General features: G+C 75.8%; 18 protein-coding genes. 5 read left to right on the plus strand and 13 right to left on the minus strand.

Features of this window, described 5'->3' with window-relative positions; all coding sequences use genetic code 11:
* Positions 1 to 163 precede the first annotated feature (163 nt).
* Together WN71_RS10945 and WN71_RS10950 are read right to left on the minus strand one after the other, a co-directional pair.
* A complete protein-coding gene (locus WN71_RS10945) occupies positions 164 to 2,401 on the minus strand; it encodes a phage holin family protein (protein ID WP_107469619.1) in 2,238 nt (745 codons plus the stop codon).
* Between the two features lie 371 nt (positions 2,402 to 2,772).
* Entirely contained in the window at positions 2,773 to 3,174 is a 402-nt protein-coding gene (locus tag WN71_RS10950) for a hypothetical protein (protein WP_046586460.1), read from the minus strand.
* 84 nt (positions 3,175 to 3,258) lie between these two features.
* Between WN71_RS10950 and WN71_RS10955 the strand changes: the two genes are divergently transcribed.
* Together WN71_RS10955 and WN71_RS10960 are read left to right on the plus strand one after the other, a co-directional pair.
* Positions 3,259 to 4,032, plus strand: a complete 774-nt coding sequence (locus tag WN71_RS10955; RefSeq protein WP_046586458.1) for an MBL fold metallo-hydrolase — start codon at positions 3,259 to 3,261, stop codon at positions 4,030 to 4,032.
* Positions 4,032 to 4,667: a DedA family protein gene (locus WN71_RS10960; protein ID WP_107469620.1), complete on the plus strand. Its 636-nt coding sequence runs from the start codon at positions 4,032 to 4,034 to the stop codon at positions 4,665 to 4,667. The genes WN71_RS10955 and WN71_RS10960 overlap by 1 nt, the downstream gene beginning before the upstream one ends.
* A gap of 90 nt (positions 4,668 to 4,757) precedes the next feature.
* Here WN71_RS10960 and WN71_RS10965 read toward each other — a convergent pair whose 3' ends face one another.
* The 6 genes from WN71_RS10965 to WN71_RS10990 all read right to left on the minus strand — a co-directional run bounded on the left by WN71_RS10965 (position 4,758) and on the right by WN71_RS10990 (position 12,242).
* Positions 4,758 to 5,822, minus strand: coding sequence for an MBL fold metallo-hydrolase (locus WN71_RS10965; RefSeq protein WP_046586455.1), 1,065 nt, complete (start codon positions 5,820 to 5,822; stop codon positions 4,758 to 4,760).
* Positions 5,819 to 7,129 carry an aminotransferase class I/II-fold pyridoxal phosphate-dependent enzyme gene (locus WN71_RS10970; protein ID WP_107469623.1) on the minus strand — a complete coding sequence of 437 codons (1,311 nt, stop codon included), beginning with the start codon at positions 7,127 to 7,129 and terminating at the stop codon, positions 5,819 to 5,821. Before WN71_RS10970 ends, WN71_RS10965 begins: the two co-directional genes overlap by 4 nt.
* Positions 7,130 to 7,592: 463 nt before the next feature.
* Positions 7,593 to 8,753 carry a hypothetical protein gene (locus WN71_RS10975; RefSeq protein WP_052743063.1) on the minus strand — a complete coding sequence of 387 codons (1,161 nt, stop codon included), beginning with the start codon at positions 8,751 to 8,753 and terminating at the stop codon, positions 7,593 to 7,595.
* A 714-nt stretch (positions 8,754 to 9,467) separates the two neighbouring features.
* Positions 9,468 to 9,716 carry a DUF6158 family protein gene (locus WN71_RS10980; protein ID WP_046586453.1) on the minus strand — a complete coding sequence of 83 codons (249 nt, stop codon included), beginning with the start codon at positions 9,714 to 9,716 and terminating at the stop codon, positions 9,468 to 9,470.
* A gap of 160 nt (positions 9,717 to 9,876) precedes the next feature.
* Entirely contained in the window at positions 9,877 to 11,496 is a 1,620-nt protein-coding gene (locus tag WN71_RS10985) for an ATP-binding cassette domain-containing protein (RefSeq protein ID WP_046586451.1), read from the minus strand.
* 65 nt (positions 11,497 to 11,561) lie between these two features.
* The gene (locus WN71_RS10990; RefSeq protein ID WP_046586449.1) at positions 11,562 to 12,242 is read right to left on the minus strand and encodes a histidine phosphatase family protein; all 681 of its coding nucleotides are present in this window, start codon (positions 12,240 to 12,242) and stop codon (positions 11,562 to 11,564) included.
* Positions 12,243 to 12,310: 68 nt separating this feature from the next.
* Here WN71_RS10990 and WN71_RS10995 point away from each other — a divergent pair, with 68 nt between their 5' ends.
* Both WN71_RS10995 and WN71_RS11000 read left to right on the plus strand, forming a co-directional pair.
* Positions 12,311 to 13,798, plus strand: a complete 1,488-nt coding sequence (locus tag WN71_RS10995) for a bifunctional phosphatase PAP2/diacylglycerol kinase family protein (RefSeq protein ID WP_046586447.1) — start codon at positions 12,311 to 12,313, stop codon at positions 13,796 to 13,798.
* Between the two features lie 141 nt (positions 13,799 to 13,939).
* Complete coding sequence (locus tag WN71_RS11000; protein WP_046586446.1) at positions 13,940 to 14,767, plus strand: class I SAM-dependent methyltransferase; 828 nt, start codon at positions 13,940 to 13,942, stop codon at positions 14,765 to 14,767.
* A gap of 37 nt (positions 14,768 to 14,804) precedes the next feature.
* Here the strand turns inward: WN71_RS11000 and WN71_RS11005 are convergent, their stop codons facing one another.
* Positions 14,805 to 15,467: a GvpL/GvpF family gas vesicle protein gene (locus tag WN71_RS11005; protein ID WP_046586444.1), complete on the minus strand. Its 663-nt coding sequence runs from the start codon at positions 15,465 to 15,467 to the stop codon at positions 14,805 to 14,807.
* An 86-nt stretch (positions 15,468 to 15,553) separates the two neighbouring features.
* Positions 15,554 to 16,066 carry a phage holin family protein gene (locus WN71_RS11010; RefSeq protein WP_046586441.1) on the minus strand — a complete coding sequence of 171 codons (513 nt, stop codon included), beginning with the start codon at positions 16,064 to 16,066 and terminating at the stop codon, positions 15,554 to 15,556.
* An 87-nt stretch (positions 16,067 to 16,153) separates the two neighbouring features.
* Here WN71_RS11010 and WN71_RS11015 point away from each other — a divergent pair, with 87 nt between their 5' ends.
* Complete coding sequence (locus WN71_RS11015) at positions 16,154 to 16,501, plus strand: VOC family protein (RefSeq protein WP_046586439.1); 348 nt, start codon at positions 16,154 to 16,156, stop codon at positions 16,499 to 16,501.
* Positions 16,502 to 16,508: 7 nt separating this feature from the next.
* Here the strand turns inward: WN71_RS11015 and WN71_RS11020 are convergent, their stop codons facing one another.
* From WN71_RS11020 to WN71_RS11030, 3 genes are all read right to left on the minus strand, one after another.
* A complete protein-coding gene (locus tag WN71_RS11020) occupies positions 16,509 to 18,476 on the minus strand; it encodes a DUF5107 domain-containing protein (RefSeq protein WP_046586436.1) in 1,968 nt (655 codons plus the stop codon).
* A 405-nt stretch (positions 18,477 to 18,881) separates the two neighbouring features.
* Positions 18,882 to 19,430, minus strand: a complete 549-nt coding sequence (locus WN71_RS11025) for a GNAT family N-acetyltransferase (protein ID WP_046586434.1) — start codon at positions 19,428 to 19,430, stop codon at positions 18,882 to 18,884.
* A 39-nt stretch (positions 19,431 to 19,469) separates the two neighbouring features.
* Positions 19,470 to 19,715 carry a LapA family protein gene (locus WN71_RS11030; protein WP_046586432.1) on the minus strand — a complete coding sequence of 82 codons (246 nt, stop codon included), beginning with the start codon at positions 19,713 to 19,715 and terminating at the stop codon, positions 19,470 to 19,472.
* Between the last annotated feature and the right edge of the window lie 87 nt (positions 19,716 to 19,802).

The following is a 19,802-nucleotide window of genomic DNA, read 5'->3' on the forward strand; positions in this document are numbered from 1 at the left end:
AGACTCGAACAGTGTGGGCGTACGGCCGGGTCGGCGCAGCCGAATTTCCGGGCGGGCGCCATGGGTTGGCGACCACGGGACGCGCGACCGGGCTTCCGGGCAGCGCGGGCGGGCTTCCGGAGGGGGTGGGCGCGGGCTTCCGAGGGGGTGGCGGCGGCCGGGGTCAGGCGGCGCGCTCGTCGTCGGGGGTGCCGGGCTCGTCGTCCAGGGTGCCGGGCTGTTCGTCGAGGGTGCGGGGCCGGTCGCCGGGGACGCTGAGGACGGCCTCGCCGAGGTCGTCGGTGAGCGGCACCTGGGGACCGGCCGGCTCGCGCAGCCAGCGGCGCAGGACCTGGTGGACCTGTTCGGCGCCCACGAGGTCCGCACCGTCGGCGGTGGGCTCGGACAGGGCGAGCGGCGACAGCAGGAACGGCCGGGTCTGCGCGCCACCGAGGCCGCCGTGCGAACCGATCTGCTCCTCGAAGGACAGGACCTCGCCGTCCTTCGGGTCGTGGAAGGAGTTGACCATGATGTCGGCGGTGTGCGGGAAGGAGTGCGTGCGCCGGACCGCGTCCGCCGCGCCCGGCCCGAACTCCGCGAGCGGGCCGGGCTCCTCGTCGAGCCGGTCGAGCGGGATCTCCACGCCGTAGGGCCCGAGCACCACGCCGCCGTGCCGCTCGCTGCGCACCAGCAGGAAGCCGATGCCGGGGTGGTTGGCGAGGGTGGTGAGCAGGGCGGGATGCCGGGCGTCGATCTCCTCCCTGGTCATGCGGTGGGAGACGTCCGGGAAGGAGACCAGGCCGAGGTTGCCGGAGGCCAGCACGATCGGCTCGCGGTCGCGGCGCGCGGGCAGGTGGGCCCCGCCGCCCTCCTCCACGGGCCGGCGCAGCGCGGCGCGGACCGCGGCGCGCGCCTCGGCACCGCTTCTCGTGCGCCGGGCGCGGCGCGGCACGGGCAGCCCGCAGCCGGCCCGCACCAGGTCGCCGAGGGTCAGGCCGTAGCGGGCGCGGAAGGTCTCGCCGGGGCTCTGGCCGTGGTCGGAGAGGACGACGATCCGGTACGGCCGCGGGGCGTGCTCGGCGGCCTTCTCGATCAGGGCGAGCGCCCGGTCGAGCCGCGCCAGCACCTGTTCGGCGTCCCGGCCGAGCGGCCCGGAGTGGTGCGCGACCTCGTCGTAGGCCACGAGGTCGGCGTAGACGGCGGTGCGTCCGGCGAGCAGGTCGCCGACCACGGCGGCGACCACGACGTCCCGTTCGACGACGGTCGCGAAGGCCCGCACGAACGGGTACAGCCCGCCGCGCGAGACGCGCGGGCGGCGGCCGCGCGCCCGGGCCCGGACGGACTGGCCGATCTCGCGGCCGACCTCGGCGACGAACGACATGGCCGTACGGACCGCGTTGGCCGGGTCGGAGAAGTAGGCGAAGTAGCCGGCGCGGGAGCGGTTGTCGCGGCCGCGGCGGCGGGTGGCGATGGACAGCACCAGGGCCTGTTCGTCGGCGCCGCCGCTGAACAGGTTGCCGCGGGACGCGCCGTCCAGGCTGAGCAGCCCGCCGTCGCCGGTCGCCGCGACGGCCCGGCGTTGCAGCTCGGCGGCGCTGGTCGGCCGGTTGGAGACCATCACCTCGCGGCTGTCCTTCTCGTACCAGCGGAAGGCCGGGACGTCGTGGTTGGAGCCGTGCAGGATGCCGAGCTGGCTGGCGCCGGTCTGGCTGGACCAGTCGGTGCGCCAGGGGGTGAGGCGGTGGGTGGCGCCCTCGCGGGCGCCGGTGCGGGTGCCGGTGCTGGTGCCGTTGTCGGTGCTGGTGCCGGTGCTGGTGCCGTTGTCGGTGCCCAGCCAGCGGGCGACCGTCGGCAGCACCCCCTTGCGGGCGGCGGCCAGCAGCACCTCGTGGCCGACGCCGTCGAGCTGGAGGAAGACGGTGCCGGGGGTGGAGGGGCCGGGCGGCTGTCGGCGTCGGCGGCGGTCGGCGAGCCGGGAGAGCCTGCGGCGGTAGGCGTCGTCGTCGCGCACCGCGAGGGCGGCGCCGGTGGCGGAGGCGACGGCGGACATCACGGCGGCCACGATCACCGCGGTCTCGGGGGCGGCCTCGCTCTGGCCGGAGGGGTTGATGCGCAGCGCGACCAGCAGCAGCGAGCCGTTGAGGAAGAACACCAGCAGGCCGAGTACGAACGCGGGCACCAGCAGCAACAGCCGTACCAGCAGGGGCCAGACGACGGCGGACAGCACGCCGAACGCGCCGGCGCCGAGGGCGGCGGTCACGGCGATGCGGGTGGCGCTGTCGCCGCTCGGCGACTGGAGCCGGAAGTCGGGCAGCAGGCCGGCCAGGGCCAGCATGGTGACCGTGGACACCGCCCACACCGCGACGCTCCGCCCGATCTGACTGGCGGCCCGTCGCCACCACCGTCCGCCCACGCCCCGCACCCCTCACCATCGGGCCCGCCCACGGCACGGGCCTGCCCTCCACGGTAGCCCTCCGGGGGTTCGGCGGTTCGGCCACGGAGGCGGGCCCTCCCGGGTGCGCCGCCCCCAGCCCCCACCCCGGGTCCCGCGCAGGACCATCACGCGGACACCCGCCCGCGGCCCGGTGGGGCCCCTTCGCGCAGTTCCCCGCGCCCCTGACGGGGCACGCCCGCAGCACACCAAAGGGGCGCGGGGAACTGCGCGGGCGGCCACGACGGACCCGCACGGGACCATCACGCCGACACCCGTCCGCGGCCCTTCAGGGGCGCGGGGAACTGCGCGGGCGGCCACGACGGACCCGCGCAGGGACATGCAACCCGGCCCCCGGGGGGTCAGCGGCCGTCGTAGCCCGCCGTCGGCATCGACAGGCGCCGATGCACCCGCGCCTTCGCCTGCGCGTCGTACGACGGTTCCGCGCTGCCCACCGTCTCCACCCGCACCCCGCGCCGCGCGCACTCCGCCGTGAACTCCTCCACCGACGACAGCGCGCTCTCCAGCACCCGCCGGCTCGGCGCGACGAACAGGTCCCCGCCCGCGCGGACCCCGTCCCACAGCACGCAGTGGTCCGGCCTGAGCCCGCGCACCAGCAGCTCCCGGCTGATCACGTACCCGCGCTCGGCCGCCCAGCGGGCACACATCGCGTGCTGCCCGCGGGAGTCCACCAGGAAGGGATCCGCTTCCAGTTCCTCCAACGGCGTCAGACTCGCGATCGCCGTGACCCGCAGCGGTCCCATGGCGCCCCCTCACCTCCGGGTCTCGCCGCAGACCCTACTCCTGCCCGTAGGCTTCGGGGGAGTCGCGCGAAGGAGGCGAAGAAGGTGCCCGTGGAGATCACGTGGTGGGGTCACGCCACCTGTGCGATCCAGGACTCGGGCGTACGCCTGCTCACCGATCCCCTGTTCGCCCGCCGGCTCGCACACCTCAGGCGCCGCCGCGGCGAGCTGCCGCCGCCGCAGGCCCGCCGCGCCGACGTGGCCCTCGTCTCCCACCTGCACGCCGACCATCTGCACCTCCCCTCGCTGAGCGCGCTCACCCCGGGCACCCGCCTGCTCGTGCCCCGGGGCGCGCGCCGGTCGGTGCCGGGACTGCGCCGGCTCGCGCACCTGCGCCTCGAAGAGGTGGCGCCCGGCGACCAGCGGCGCATCGGCGACCTGCTGGTGCGCGTGGTGCCGGCCCGGCACGACGGACGGCGGCTGCCCGTCGGACCGCACCGCTCCCCCGCCCTCGGCTACGTCGTCCAGGGCGAGGCACGCACCTACTTCGCCGGGGACACCGGCCTGTTCGAGGAGATGGCCGACGAGGTCGGCCCGGTCGACCTGGCGCTGCTGCCGGTCGGCGGCTGGGGCCCCTATCTCGGCGAGGGACACCTCGACGCGGGCCGGGCGGCGCAGGCGCTGGCCCGGCTGGCACCGGGCAGCGCGGTGCCGGTGCACTACGGCACGTACTGGCCGATCGGCCTGGACGCGGTGCGCCCGCACGAATTCCACGCGCCCGGCGAGGAGTTCGTACGGCTGGCCGCGGAGCGCGCCCCGTCGGTGGCGGTGCACCGGCTCGGGCACGGCGAGAGCGTACGGCTGGAGGTCGCGAGGTGATGTGGCTCGCGGACGCCGCGACGACCGTCCCGGGTGAGTCCACCCAGCAGGCGATCGGCTATCCGACGCTGTTCCTGCTGGTGCTGTTCGGGGCGCTGGTCCCGGTGGTGCCGACGGGCGCGCTGGTGAGCACGGCCGCCGTGGTGGCCTTCCACCAGACGGCGCCGTACTCCCTCGCGCTGGTCCTCGTGACCGCGTCGGTCGCCGCGTTCCTCGGGGACGCGGCGCTGTACTGGCTCGGGCAGCGCGGGATGGGCTCGAAGAACGGGTCGCGCTGGCTGGAGGCCATCCGGTCGCGGGCCCCTGAGGACAGGCTGGAGCAGGCCCAGGAGAAGCTGGCCGAGCACGGGGTGGCGGTGCTGGTGCTGTCCCGGCTGGTGCCCGCGGGGCGGATCCCGGTGATGCTGGCCTGCCTGATGGCCAGGTGGCCGCTGCGCCGGTTCGCCCGGGGCAATCTGCCGGCCTGCGTGGCCTGGGCGGTGACGTACCAGCTGATCGGGATCCTCGGCGGCTCGCTGTTCCCGGAGCCCTGGGAGGGCGTGGTCGCGGCGATCGCGCTGACGGTGCTGGTCGGCGCGGCCCCGAGCGCCTGGCGCCGGCTGCGGGCCCGGCGGGCGGCGCGGGCGAAGGCGTGAGGGCCGCGCCGTCGCACCCGCCTACGTCAGCACGTCAGCACGTCAGCACGTCAGCACGTCAGCACGTCAGCACGTCAGCACGTCAGCACGTCAGCACGTCAGCACCCGGGAGCCTCCCACCGGCAGGTCCCACAGGTTCTCGCGCGCCAGGGCCGCCTGCTTCCACGCCGCCCGGACCCGGATGAGCGGCTCCAGGACCGGCTCGGCGGACAGCACGAACGTGCCCCAGTGCATGGGCGCCATCCGTCGCGCGCCCAGGTCGAGGGTGGCGCGGACCGCCTCCTCCGGGTCGCAGTGGACGTCCTTGAGCCACCAGCGCGGGTCGTACGCGCCGATCGGCAGCAGCGCGAGGTCGATGCCGGGGTAGCGGGCGCCGATGCGCGAGAACCAGTGGCCGTAGCCCGTGTCCCCCGCGAAGTAGACCCGCTGTCCGTCGGGCGCGGTGAGCACCCAACCGCCCCACAGGCTGCGGCAGGTGTCGGTGAGGGTGCGCTTGGACCAGTGGTGGGCGGGGACGAAGTCGAAGCGCACACCGCCCAGTTCGGCCGCCTCCCACCAGTCCAGCTCGGTCACCCTGGTGAAGCGCCGGCGGCGGAACCAGCCGCCGAGCCCCGCGGGTACGAACACCGGTGTGTGGCGCGGGAGTCGGCGCAGGGTGGGGGCGTCGAGATGGTCGTAGTGGTTGTGGCTGATGACGACGGCGTCGACCGGCGGCAGCGCGCTCCAGGCGACGCCGACCGGGGTGACCCTGGCCGGGGTGCCGATGATGCGGCGGGACCAGACGGGGTCGGTGAGCACGGTCAGACCGCCGATGCGCACCACCCAACTGGCGTGCCCCGCCCAGGAGACGGCGACCGTGCGGGCGTCGACGCGGGGCAGCGGGGCGGGCGCGAAGGGCAGCCGCGGGATGTCGGCGAGGCCTTCGGGCCGGGGCCGTATCGCGCCCTCGCGGGCGAAGCGGGCCATGGCCCTCAGGCCCGACAGGGGGGCGGTGAGACGGTCGTGGAAGGTCCGCGGCCACACCCGGCGCCCGCCCGGCGGGCGGGGCTCGGCGAGCGGCGGGAAAGGGGGTGCGAGGGGTGACGCGGCGGCCCGCGGATCGGCGTTCGGGGCGGGCGAGCTCGTGGTGGTGGTCGACTCGGACTGCTGCGTCATCGGGGGGACTCCCGTCGCTGAGCGTCGTCACGGAGATCGTCGAAAACCGACCTCAAGGACATCAACGCGCGTTGCACGTGTGGCAGTTCCAACGGTGAGGGTGACGTGAGGCATTCCGTGCGCTCCTCGTCCGTGTCGCCGAGCAGCGGTCCGGTGGCGAGCCGCACCCGCAGCGCGCCGAGGTCGTCGCCGAAGCGGTGGCCGCCCGGCGCGGGCATCCCGAGCCGGGTGGTGAGAAGGTCCTCCAGTTCCTGCGCGTCGCCGACGCCGTGCGCGGCGAGCCCCGCGCGGAGCGGGCCGAGATCCACGTAGAGGTGACGTCCGGCCTGCGGCGGCCGGGCGAACGCCCCGGCGGCGACGACGGCGGCGTGCGCGGCGGCGGCCACACTCGCGTGCAGCCGTACGGCGGCGGCGCGGCGCTCCACCACGTCCGCGGGCTCGCCGAGCGCGTGACCGGCGGCCGCGGCGACCGGCTCGGCGACCCGCGCGCCGAGCGCGGTCAGCACGTCGAGGACGCGCGCGTGCAGGTCGCGCCCGGTGGCGTCGGCCGGGAACCGGGCGACGGCGGCCGGCCAGCTCGGCGGCAGCAGGGCCCCGGCCAGGTCGGTGACCACGGTGACCTGGCCGGGCAGCATCTCGGCCGGGCTGAGCAGCACGGTGTCGTGCGGGGAGTGCAGGGTGTCGCGCCAGGTCTCGTCGCTGACGAGGTGCAGGCCCTCGCCGGCGGCGGCCTCCGCGGTCGCGTGCAGCAGTTCGGGCGGGGCGACCGTGGCGGTCGGGTCGTCGGCGACCGACAGCACGAGCAGGCGCGGGTCGCCGCCCTCGTCGCGGACCCGGCGCACGGTCTCCAGCAGGGCGTACGGGTCGGGCACCCCGCCGCTCTCGGCGGGGGTGGGGACGTGGAAGACGGGCCGGCCCAGGAGGCGCGCGTACGGCGCCCACCAGGCGGCGCAGGGCCGGGGCACCAGGACGTCGCCGCCGAGGGCCGCGGTCAGCGCGACCAGCAGAGCCGGGGCGCCGGGGGCGGCGGCCACCCGGCCGAGCCGGGTGGGCAGTCCGCGTCGTTCCCAGTAGCCGCAGGCCGCCTCGCGCAGCGCGGGCGCGCCGCCCACCGGTTGCTCGGCGGCGCGCCCGGCCGCCGCGGCGAGGACGGCCGAGAGCCCGGCCGGCACGGGCAGTCCGTCGCCCGGCAACGCCGGCCCGTACCGAACGGGCCCATGCCCTTCCGCTTCCGCGGAGGGGCGGTCCGCCGGGTCGGTCCGGCTGTGGCGTCCGGGGGCCGTCGGGACGGGGTGACCGCCCGACACCGACCGACCGCGCTGTTCCGAAGCCGACGGGTCGCGGACTTCCAACGCCGACCGACCGCCGGGCTCGGCCTCCGACCGGTCGCGGTGCTCCGGGTCCGACCGGCCGCCCCGCTCCGGTTCCGTCCCGTCGTGGTTCTCCGGGACCGAACGGCCACCCCGCTCCGGTTCCGTCCGACCGCGGTCCTGCGGGACCGACCGGCCGCCCTGCTCCGGGTCCGACCGGCCGCGGCTCTCCGAGTCCGACCGGCCGCCCCGCTCCGGTTCCGTCCCGTCGTGGTTCTCCGGGTCGGTCGGGGCGTGGTCTTCCGGGTCCGTACCCCGCATGGGCGCCTCCGCGCAGTTGGTGGTGGTGCGTTGCGCTGCCGGGCCGAGCCGACGCGGGCTCCGTGTACCCGGAGTTCCGGTTCCGCCTGGCGTCCCGCGCGGGTCGCGCCGGTCACATCCCACCCGTGCCGCCCGCCGGTCAGCCGCGTGCCGCTCCCCTCCGGCGCCGCATCCGGTACACGGCGCCGCCGGCCGCGCCCAGGACCAGCAGGCTCCCGGCTGCCACGGCCGGGACGGACCCGTCGAGCGAACCGCCGGTGCCGGCGTCGACTCCGCGCTGGACGGAGGCCACCGGGTCGTCGGGCTCCACGGGGGCGACGGGCGCGAGGGAGGCGCAGTCGCCGCTCGGGGCGGTGGTGCGGCCGCCGGTGCCGGGCTCCCTGCCGTTCGGGGCGGTGGTGCCGTCCGGGTCGCCGGTACCGCGGCCGGCACCGGTACCGCCCTGGTCGGTCGTGCCCAGGTCTGCGGCGGCGTTCGGGTCGGTGCCGTCCTGGCCGCGGGTCGGGTCACCGAGCGTCGCGGCGTCGGTCGCGGCACCGTCGCCGAGGGGGTCGTCGCCCAGCGGGTCGTCGCCGGTGGCGGCGCTGTCACCGAGGACGCTGTCCTCGATGGCGGCACCGCTGTCGGCGGCCGAGGCGGCGGGATCCCGGGACGTGTCGTCGTCGTCCGCCCCGATGCCCTCGGGGCCGCGCGCGCCGCAGCCGGTTCGGCCGCCGCCGGTGCCGCCCGGGTCGTCGTCGGGGCACACCTCCCCCGGCACGGTGCCGCACGCGGCGCCGGAGTCGGCGGGACCGAGGGCCGTACTGTCGACCGTGCCGTCGGCCGTACTGTCGGCCGTGCCGTCGGCGGCGCCGGTGGCGGCTCCGTCGGTGGCACCGGTCGCGGAGCCGCCCCGGCCGACGCTGAAGTTCGCGTTCCACGGCTGCCCCTGCGCACCGGGCGCGGCCGGGCAGGTGCCCTGCACGGTCCACGCGGCGTCGGCGCCCGACGGGTCCGTGCCGTCCCCCGCCGTGATCCGGGCGGTGCCGCGGTACGACGGTCCGGCGACGTCGTCGTCATCGGCGGGCACCCGCTTCAGCCGCACGGTGCCGGGGTCGAAGGCCTCGGAGGTGGCGTCGACGGAGTCGGGCGCGGCCCCGCCGACGGGGTCGCAGGAGACGGTGACGGTGAGCGTGCCGCCGGGCTGCACGGTGCCCGGACCGACCTCGGCGTCCGGGTCCGCGACCGCGGTCGGCACCGCGCCGCCGAGCACGGTACCGGCCAGGACGGCGACGGACAGGGCTCGGACGATGGGACGCATGAGCGGGACTCCTCGCGGGGACGGGACGGCTGCCGGGCACGGGGTTCGTGCCTCTCAGCCATCACAGCCCCCGCCCCCGCCCGGCGCGCGCGGCCGGACCCATTCGCGGGACGCGCCGCGCCGAACGGGTGAATCCGCGGGCGACCCTCGACCGATCCCACGGGCGAACCTCGACCGATCCACGGGCGAACCTCGGCCGATCCGTGGCCGCCGGGTCCGGATCCGGGCGCCCGGGGACTCCGGGGTTCCGGGCCCCCGGGACGTCTCCGCGATCGGGGCGCCCCGGACACTCCGCGATCCGCGCGCTCGGGCGACTCCACGATCCGGGCGCTCGGGCGACTCCGCGATCCGGGTGCTCGGGCGACTCCGCGAACCGCGGGCCCGGGACGGCTCCCGCGATCCGCATGCGCGGGGCGGCTCCACGACCCCGGACACCCGCCACGGCACCACGACCCCGGACACCCGGCCGGCCCCTCGATCCGCCCGTCCGGGCGGCGGCACCGGTGTCCGGGCAGCCGCCCGTCCGGGCGGCGGCACCGGTGTCCGGGCACACGCGACGGCTCTGCGGTCCGGGTGCCGCCACGGCTCCGCCATCCGCAGGCCCGGGGCGGCTCCGCGGTCGAGTTCCGGGCCCGCCCGACGAAGACGCACAGGGCTCACCTCGTGAAGGAGGCCGCCGACGCCCGACGGACCTCCGGAGGCGGCGGGTGCGGCTCAGCCGCCGGGCGTCACCGACTCGCCGCAGCCGCGCTCCCGGGCGCCCTCACGGGTGCGGCCCGCCGCGACCGGGCGGCGGGGATTGCGCCGCAGCCATTCGCCCTCGAGCCGGGCCATGCGGTCGTTGTGCGCCCGCAGCGCGTCGTTCGAACCGTAGAGCAGCGTGTCGTGGCGCGTGCGGTGGATCGTCTCCAGCTCCTTCATGAGCTGCTGGTCGTCCAGCCGACTCGGATCGACTCCGATCATCGTCGTACCCCGCTCGTCGAGTTCTGTCTGGGGTCCGGGCAACCGCCCGGGTGCACCACCCCCGAGCGGCTTCGGGGACGGCGGGACCAGGGATCTCGCTTCTCTCCATCCACTGTACGAACATTCCGGCCCCCGGGCCGCCCAGGCGCCGGCGGGCCCGTCAGCGCGCCCGTTCGACCCGCCGTTCGTCCCAGACCGGCTCCGCCGTCTCGCGCACCCTGCCGTCGCTGCCGAAGACCAGGTAACGGTCGAAGGAGCGGGCGAACCAGCGGTCGTGGGTGACCGCGAGGACCGTGCCGTCGAAGGCCTCCAGCCCTTCCTGGAGCGCCTCGGCGGACTCCAGGTCGAGGTTGTCGGTGGGCTCGTCGAGCAGCAGCGCGGTCGCGCCCTCCAGTTCGAGCAGCAGGATCTGGAACCGGGCCTGCTGGCCACCGGAGAGCCGCTCGAAGGTCTGTTCGGCCTGCTGGGTCAGCTCGTAGCGGCGCAGCCGGGACATGGCGGCCCCGCGGTCCTGGGCGTGCTCCTTCCACAGGATGTCGAGGAGGGTGCGGCCCTGGAGCTCGGGGTGCGCGTGGGTCTGCGCGAAGTGGCCGGGCACGACCCGCGCGCCGAGCCGCCACTGCCCGGTGTGCGCCACGTCGTCGCCGGCCAGCAGGCGCAGGAAGTGCGACTTGCCCGAGCCGTTGGAGCCGAGCACGGCGACCCGCTCGCCGTAGTAGATCTCCAGGTCGAACGGGTGCATCAGGCCGGTGAGTTCGAGCTGTTCGCAGGTGACCGCGCGGACTCCGGTACGGCCGCCCTTCAGGCGCATCCGGATGTCCTGCTCGCGCGGCGGCTCCGGCGGCGGGCCCGCCTCCTCGAACTTGCGCAGCCGGGTCTGCGCGGCCGCGTACCGCGAGGCCATCTCATGGCTGACGGCGGCGGCCTGACGGAGCGTCAGCACCAGCTTCTTCAGCTGGGCATGCTTCTCGTCCCAGCGCTTGCGCAGCTCCTCGAAGCGGGCGAAGCGTTCGCGCCGGGCCTCGTGGTAGCTGCCGAAGCCGCCACCGTGCACCCAGGCGTCGGCGCCCGCGGGCGAGGGCTCCACGGAGACGATCTTCTCGGCGGCGCGGGAGAGCAGTTCGCGGTCGTGGGAGACGAACAGCACGGTCTTGCGGGTCTCCCGGAGGCGCTCCTCCAGCCAGCGCTTGCCGGGTACGTCGAGGTAGTTGTCCGGCTCGTCGAGCAGCAGCACCTCGTCGGTGCCGCGCAGCAGCGCCTCCAGCACCAGCCGCTTCTGCTCGCCGCCGGACAGCGTGCGCACCTGCCGGAACTGCGCCTTGTCGTACGGCATCCCGAGCGCGGCCATGGTGCACATGTCCCACAGCGTCTCGGCCTCGTAGCCGCGCACCTCGGCCCAGTCGGCGAGGGCCTGCGCGTAGGCCAGCTGGGCGGCCTCGTCGTCGACGGTCATGATCGCGTGTTCGGCGACGTCGACGGCGCGGGCGGCCTGCTGGATGCCGGGCGGCGCGACCGACACGAGCAGGTCGCGCACGGTCGTCTCGTCGCGGACCGAGCCCACGAACTGGCGCATCACGCCGAGGCCGCCGCCGACGGTCACGGTGCCGCCGTGCGGCTTCAGCTCACCGGAGATCAGCCGGAGCAGCGTGGTCTTGCCCGCGCCGTTGGGCCCGACGAGGGCGACCACGGCGCCCTCCCCCACGCGGAAGGAGACATCGCCGAGCAGTGCCCTCCCGTCGGGGAGGTGGTATTCGAGGTGCGCTGCTTCGAGATGTCCCATGAGGCCGCATTCTGCGGTCGCCCGCCGACCAGGGGCAAACCGTTATCACCGGGCAGGGCCCGGACTCAGGTCTCGCGGTCCGCCGGAGCGCCGTCCGCCGGGTCCACCGGGTGTCCCGTCGGCCCACCCTCGCCCGTCGCGGCGACGGCCGCGCCCGCCCAGGTCAGGGCCTTCCACCCGTCGGCCAGGGAGCCCTCCAGGACCACCACGCCGGTGTTGTCCAGGGGGCGGGCGGCGGCGTAGGCGATGTCCACGTTGTCCGCGCGGGCCGCGGTCCACAGGCGGATGGCGGCGCCGTGGCTGACCATGGCGACCGCGGCGGCCCCGCTCGCGGCGGCCTCGGCCACCACGGCGTCGTAACGGCCGAGGGTCTCCTCACCGCTCTCCCCGCCCGGCATCCGCAGCGCGGTGTCCCCCGCGGCCCAGGCGAAGACCGTGCGCATGTACCGCTCGCCGCGCGCGCAGTCGCCGCGCAGCATCTCCAGGTCGCCCGCGAAGACCTCCCGGATGCCGTCGCGGACCAGCACCTCCAGGCCGCGGGCCGCCGCCAGCGGGGCGGCGGTGAGCTGGGTGCGCAGGAGGGTGGAGGCGTAGAGGGCGTCGATGTGCTCCCCGGCGAGGGCCGCCGGGAGCGCCTTCGCCTGCCGCCGTCCGAGTGCCGTGAGCCCGGGGCCCGGCACGGCGGTGTCCAGGAGAAAGTCCACGTTGGAGGGGGTCTGGCCGTGCCGTACGAGGAGCAGGCGCATACGGTCGTCCCTTCCTGTCACCCGGTCCGCCGGTCGGCATTCGGCCACTTCAGGGTAACCGTCCCTGCATGAGCCCTGACGTCGACCTCACCGCCCTCAAGCCCGGCGCGCGTTCCTTCAGCCGGCGGCTGCTCGCCCTGGACGGCCGGCTCTTCGAGGTGGCCGCCGAGCGCCACTGGCCGGGGGCGGAGCGCATCCTGCCCCGGCTGAGCCGCTCCGCCAACCACGGCGTGCTCTGGTTCGCGACGGCGGCCGCGATGGCGGCGACCCGTACCCCGCGGGCCCGCCGGGCGGCCGTCCGCGGTCTCGCCTCGCTGACCCTGGCCTCCCTCACGATCAACACCCTGGGCAAGCGGTCGGTGCGCCGGGCGCGCCCGGTGCTCGACCCGGTGCCGCTCGGGCGGCAGCTCAAGCGGCAGCCGATCACCACGTCGTTCCCCTCCGGGCACTCCGCCTCCGCCGCGGCCTTCGCGACCGGGGTGGCGCTGGAGTCGCCCGCGTGGGGCGCGGCGGTGGCGCCGGTGGCGTTCTCGGTCGCGATGTCCCGGGTGTACACGGGTGTGCACTTCCCGAGCGACGTGCTCGCGGGCGCCGCCCTCGGCGCGGCGGCCGCGTTCGCGGTGCGCGGGATGGTGCCGGGCCGCGCCGCGCTCGTGCCGCCCGCGCGGCCGCGCGTCGAGGCGGCGGCGCTGCCGGACGGCGCGGGCCTGGTGGTCGTGGCGAACACGGCGGCCGGTACGGCGGACCGGGTGCGGGCGCTGCGTGCCGAGCTGCCTGCCGCCGAGGTCGTGGAGTGCGGCCCCGAGGACGTGGCCGGCGAGCTGGCGAAGGCGGCGGCGCGGGCCCGGGTGCTCGGCGTGTGCGGCGGCGACGGCACGGTGAACGCGGCGGCGGCCGTCGCCCTGCGGCACGGTCTGCCGCTCGCGGTGCTGCCGGGCGGCACGCTCGACCATTTCGCCCGCGACCTCGGGGTGGCGGACGCCCGTGACCTCGGCCGGGCGCTGCGCCGGGGCGAGGCGGTCCGGGTGGACGTGGGCCGGTTCCGCAGCGGGCGGCGCCACGGCGTCTTCCTGAACACGCTGAGCCTGGGCGTGTATCCGGAGCTGGTGAAGGTGCGGGAGAAGTGGTCGCCGTGGATCGGCGGCTGGCCCGCGGGGGTGCTCGCCGCGAGCCGGGTGCTGCGCGCCGACCGCGCTCCGCTGGAGGCCGAAGTCGCGGGCCGGGCGCACCCGTTGTGGCTGCTGTTCGTCGGCAACGGCGGCTACCACCGGACGGGGCTCGCGCCGGACCGGCGCCAGGACCTCGCCGACGGGATGCTCGACGTGCGGGTGGTGCACGGCGGGCGGCACCCGGCGCTGCGGCTGCTGTCCGCGGCCGCCGCGGGCCCGCTGACCCGCTCCCCCGTGCACTCGGCGGCGCGGCTGACCCGGCTGGACCTGGCGGGTGTCGCCCCGGGCACGCTCCTCGCCTACGACGGCGAACTGACCGAGGTGGAGGGCGAGGTGACGCTGGACAAGCTGCGGGAGGCGCTCACGGTGTACCGGCCGATGCCGTGACCGCGACCCGCAGGAGCCGCCGCCCCCGATCTCGTTCCTGATGATCCGTCAGTCCACTATTCAAAACGCAGGTCTCATCATTCGGCATGCGCGCGTACGGTTGCCACAACGCCGGCGAACGGTACGAGAAGGGGCACAGTCATGCCGAAGGCGCAGGAGACAGCCGTCTACACGCACGGGCACCACGCGTCGGTGCTGCGATCGCACACCTGGCGCACCGCCGCCAACTCGGCGGCTTATCTGCTCGGTTCGCTCAAGCCGCACATGAAGGTGCTGGACATCGGATGCGGTCCCGGCACCATCACCGCCGACCTGGCGGAGCTGGTGCCCGAGGGCCATGTCACCGGCGTCGACCACGCGCCCGGGATCGTGGCGACCGCCCGCGCCACGGCGGCCGAACGGGGCCTGGCCAACGTGGACTTCGCGGTCGCCGACGTCCACGCGCTGGACTACCCGGACGACACGTTCTGCGTGGTCCACGCGCACCAGGTGCTCCAGCACGTCGGCGACCCGGTGCAGGCGCTCAGGGAGATGCGCCGGGTCACCGCGCCGGGCGGTCTGATCGCCGTACGCGATTCGGACTACGCGGCCATGACGTGGTACCCGCAGCCGCCCGGGCTGGACGACTGGCTGGACCTGTACCGGCGGGTCGCCCGCGCCAACGGCGGCGAGCCGGACGCGGGGCGGCGGCTGAAGTCGTGGGCGCGCGCTGTGGGCCTCACCGACATCACGGCCACCTCGGCGACCTGGACGTTCTCCACACCGGAGGAACGGGCCTGGTGGAGCGGACTGTGGGCGGAGCGCACGGTCGCCTCGGCCTACGCGAAACTGGCCGTCGAGGGCGGCCACGCGACCGCCGAGGAGCTGGCGGCCGTGGCGGACGCCTGGCGGACGTGGGGCGCGAGCGAGGACGGCTGGTTCGCGGTCCTGCACGCCGAGATCCTGTGCCGCAAGGAGCCGAAGGAGTGAGGTGCGTCCAGGCCGATCTCGCGGCGTGCGACGGCGGTCACCGCTCCTCCCCCGTGAACGAGTAGGCCGCCCAGGGCCCGGTGAGCTCGATCCGCAGCCCCGGGGTGTCCTCCCGGGCCCGGTCCACGAGCTCCACGAACCCCTCGGACGCCGCGCGCGGCACGAGATAGGCGGCGTTCAGCACGTTCGGCCCGGCCGCGCCGGAGAGCGCGGCGTTCTGCGGGGCGTGCAGCCTGGTGTCCTCCGCGTGCCGGGCGAGCAGTTCGTGCAGCCGTACGGCGGCCTTCTCCGTCGCCTCCCGCGATGACCCGCCGTACGCCTTCACGCCCCACTCGACCCGGCCCGCCAGCCGGTCCAGTGTCCGGCGGAAGCCGTCCTCACGCGCCTCGATCATGGCGCGTACGCCGCTGTCGTCCCGGAACACGGTGGCGAGCGGCATCGGCAGCGGCGTGGTCACGGTGGTGAGCGCGCCGATCACACCCTGATGGGCGCGGGTCGTCGCGGACAGCCAGTCGAGGTCCTCGAAGCGGACGCGGAGGGCGTCCTCGGCGAAGTCCGCCTCGGGGACCGAGCTGACGACCGCGATCAGCCCATGGTGGGCAAGGAGCCGCGGCGGCACCCCGTCCACACCGCTGAGCTGCACCTGGAGGGGTGTGCCGAAGGGTCGGCAGACGGCGTACACGTACCGCAGTCGGCTCATCGGGTCTCCTTCCGCGCGGGCCCCCCACCAGTCGATACCCATCGCGGCGTCCTTGTCGACCGAGGCGCCGGCGGGCCGCGCGACGCTCAGGCGCGCTGGCCCCGCTCCGGGTCGATCTCGTCCATCGGCGGCGCCGTGCCCTGCCACGCCGTGCCGGCCGGACCGCCCGCCGCTCCGGTGCCGCCGCCGGGGGCCACCGGGGGCATGGGCGGGTACGGCATCCCGAGGCCGCTCGGCGGGGCGGCCGGCGGGGTGCCGCCGACGACCCGGTGGTGGCCGGGCTCCGCGAGTCCCGTCGGGTGGGCGGGGTGCGGCCGGGCCGCGCCGCGCAGCGCGTAGGCGGCCGCGGCGAGGACCGCCGCGGTGATCAGGGCCGCCGCCCAGCCGGGCAGCACGATCGCGAGGGTGAGGCCCACGGCGAGCGCGACGGCCGCGCCCGCGTACAGGGCGACGGCGCCGGAGGCGGCGTACAGCACGGCCGTCCGGCGCTGCTTGCGGGTCTGCTCGCGCAGTTCCTCGCGCACGGTCTCCCGTGTCACCTGCGCCAGTTCCTCGACCAGGTCCTTGTCCAGATGCTCCAAGTGATCCAAGGGCTTCATGGGCCCCGGGTACCCGCGCCCCGGAGCCGGTAACGCCGCCCGCCCGCCGGGAGGGTCGTACGGGCCGCCCCAACTAGGCTCGTACGCATGGAGATTCTGGGAACCACGCTGCGTGTCTGCGTCGACGACCTGGAGGCCGCGGTCTCCTTCTACGAGCGGCTGGCCGGTGCCGCCGCCCTCCGCTTCGAGCGCGGCGGCGTCCAAGTGGCCGCCGTCGGCTGCTTCTTGCTGATGAGCGGGCCCGAGGCCGAGCTGGACGTGCTGCGCACGGTGGCCGCGACGATCGCGGTGAAGGACGTCGAGGAGACCGCCGCGGTCCTCACCGAACTGGGCGCGCGGGTCGTCGCCGGGCCGGTCGCGACCCCGGCGGGCCGCAACCTGATCGCGGTGCACCCCGACGGCTCGGTGTACGAGTACGCCGACCGCCGGGGCTGACGGCGGGTCAGGGCAGGTCCGGCCGCATCCGGAAGTCGTAGGCGGCCGGCAGCGGCCGGTCGTCGAGCCGGGCCCAGAGCCGGTCCAGGTCGACCGCGCCCTCGCGCAGGTCGGCGACCTCGAACCCGGCGTCGAAGACGGCCCGCGCCTGCGCCGTCCGGCCCTCGGCGAGCAGCAGCCGGGCTTCGAGGAGCCGGAACCGGCCGCGCGTGCTGACCGCCGGGCGCAGCCGCTCCCAGACGGCGCGGGCGTCGGCGACGCGCCGTACCCGCAGCAGGGCTTCGAGCGCCTCCCGGCCGAGCGCGGCGGTGGCCGCCGTCCAGCGTTCGCCGTCGTCGCGGCGCTCCTGGCACAGGTCGTCGAACGCCTCCGCGTACCGGTCCGCGGCCCGCGCGTGATGGCCCGCCTCCTGGTCGGCCACGGCGAGGCAGCGCAGCGACGGCCAGAGCGACGGGGCGAGTTCGAGGGCGCGCTCCCAGCTGCGTACGGCCTGGGCCCGGTCCCCGGCGTGCCACTGGGCGACGCCGAGGTGGTACTCGGTGTGCGGGGTGGCGGGCGCCGTCTCCAGCATGTCCCGCCAGTGCGGGGCCACCAGGGTCTCGCCGGGCGGGCGGACCCGGCGCGGCTCGGGCAGGGAGCCGGTGCGCAGGAGTTCCAGCCAGGGCGCCTGCGCGTCGTCGAGAGTGGCCTCGTCGAACGGGGTGCCGGGCAGTTTCCAGTCGGCGCGCAGCACTTCGAGGGCGCCCCAGCCGGAGCCGGTGGCGAGCCGTTCGCCGGGCTCGGTGTCGGCGTGGGCCCGCCAGGCGGCGTAGGCGGTGTCGACGTCGGCGCGCGGCAGGGCGGCTTCGAGGCGGGCCTCGGCCGTCGCGACGGCCTCGTCCCAGTCGCCGTCGCCGGGTGTGTCGAGCGGGCCGTACGCCTCCAGCCAGGACACCTCGCTCTCGGCGTCGAACCGGACGTGTTCCAGCTGGGTGCGGGCGAGTCCGGCCTGGATCTCGCAGTAGCCCCCGGTGCCGGGTTCGGTGAGCCACTCCTGCCAGCGCCGGCCGCCGCTGCCACTGCCCCACACGAACAGCTTGCGGCCGCGCAGGGCGTCGGTGGAGGTCTGGGCCAGCCCGTGGCCGTCCGCGTCGACGGCGGCGATCCAGGGGCGGTGGCCGTCCGGCACGTCGTAGAAGTAGTCGGCGGCGTACTCGCTGTCCGCGGGGCGGCTGCGGTCGATGTCGTCGTACACGGGGACGGGGACCTTGCGCAGGTGGCGCTCGTAGCCGAAGTGCCAGGCGGAGTGGGCCGGGACCAGGACGCGGCGGTCCTCGGGGACGGCGATGTTGGACCACCAGTAGCCGGGCACGGGCCGCTGGTGCGGGTTGCGGACGCGGACGCCGACGTAGAGGAAGTCGGAGCCGTCCGGGAGCCAGAGGTCGACCTGGAAGGGCAGGTCGCGCAGCCGTTCCCACTCCCACAGGCGCAGCATCTCGCCGCCGTCGGGGGCGGCCACGCGGGCCGCGTGCACGGGCGAGCAGGAGAGGGTGGTGTGGCCGGTGGCGCCGATGTTCCACTCGATGCCGCCGGAGAACCAGGCGCCGTTGAGCGCGAAGTTCGCGGGCTGGAACACCGGGTTGGAGTAGAGCAGTTCGCGGCCGGTGGGCTGGTGGACGAGGGAGTGGACGCGGCCGCCGAGGCCGGGCAGGACGGTGACGCGCAGCCGGTCGTTCTCGATCACGACGGCGTCGACGGCGCGGGGTTCGCGCGCTCTGCCGTAGCCGTCGCGCACGCGCACCGGGAGCAGGCTGCGCAGCGGTTCCCAGCCGAGCTGGCGGGCCATGTCGCGCGGCATCTCCGCGGCCTGCCGGGCCCCGTCGTCGATGTGGTGGACCTCGTCGAGCGGGCGCAGCGGGGGCAGCGGGTTGTCCTCGCCCAGCTCGGCGGCGGGCAGGGTCAGTACCTCACGTCGGATGGTCGTCACGATGACCATGCAATCCGGTACGGGGTCTGCTGACCAGGGTCTGCACCGGTCAGGATTACGCAAAGGCGCACGCACGGCTCGGCGGGGGACGGGTGCGGGCCCGTCGTGGCTGATCGCGCAGTTCCTCGCGCCCCTCAGGTGGTTGCGCCCCAGCCAGGCTTCCGACGCGCGCAGGGAATCCAGCGCCCCGACAGGGGCGCTGGGAACTGCGCGAAGGGGCCCCACCGGCCCGCGGCCGCACATCCCGCACGGTGCCCCCGTGGAGGCGCATCGTGGCCGGTCGCGCAGTTTCCCCGCACCCCTAGGGGGCAACGCGCACCCCCGCCCCTTCAGGGGCGCGGGGAACTGCGCGAACGGCCCCAACGGCCCGCAGGCGGAGAACCGGCCCCCAGCCGGGCACGGCACCCGCAGCCGTCAGCCGACCCCCCGCATCTCGGCCGTCAGCGCCCAGCGCTCATGGTCCCGCCACGCCCCGTCGATGAAGATCATGTTCGGTGAGAAGCCCTCCAGGCGGAAGCCGCAACTGCGGGCGAGGGCGATCGACGCGGTGTTGCCCGGCTGGGCGTTGATCTCCAGCCGGTGCAGCCGCAGCGGCCCGAAGGCATGCCCCACGACCAAGCGGAGCGCCTCCCGCATCAGACCGCGGCCGGCCGCGTGCGCGAAGGCCCCGTAGCCGAGCGCGCCGCACTGGAAGCCGCCCTCGACGATGTTGTTGATGTTGATGAACCCGGCGATCGCGCCGTCGGCCTTCTCGCAGACGAGGAACCCTGCCTTGGTCCGGTCCTCGATGAGCCGGGAGGCGTACGCCGTGTACGCGTCGACGTCGACCGGCGGGAACAGCCACGGGTGGTGCAGGTCCTTGCTCTCACGGGCCCGCGCGGTGAACTCCGCGCCGTCCTCGTGGGTGAAGTGACGTATGCCCACGCGGGGGCCTTCGGCGAGATAGCGGGAGGGGTGCGGCATCCGGACACCCTACCGCCGGGGCGGGCGGGGCCCCGAGGGTCAGCGGCGGCGTCTGATGCTGAAGAATCCGCACAGGAAGCCGATGACCCCCGTCCCCAGCAGCGCCATCCACAGGGGCATGGTCACCACGGGGATCAGCAGCCGGATCTGGGTGTCCTTGGTGTTCTCGAAGATGAAGACGAGGCCCAGGACACCGAGCACCAGGACGGTGATCTGGCCGGGGGTCGGTCTACGGCGCGCGCGACCGCTCTTCGCCCCGGCGCTCTCGGAGGTCTTCGGGGTCATGGACCCATCATGCGCCGCCCCAGCCGGGTCGGCGACCGGAGCCGGGGCCCTGGGAAGGGCCCCGGGCGGGGCCCACCCGTCCGTCGC

Origin of the sequence: Streptomyces mangrovisoli (genome assembly GCF_000974985.2) — a bacterium.
GTDB lineage: Bacteria > Actinomycetota > Actinomycetes > Streptomycetales > Streptomycetaceae > Streptomyces > Streptomyces mangrovisoli.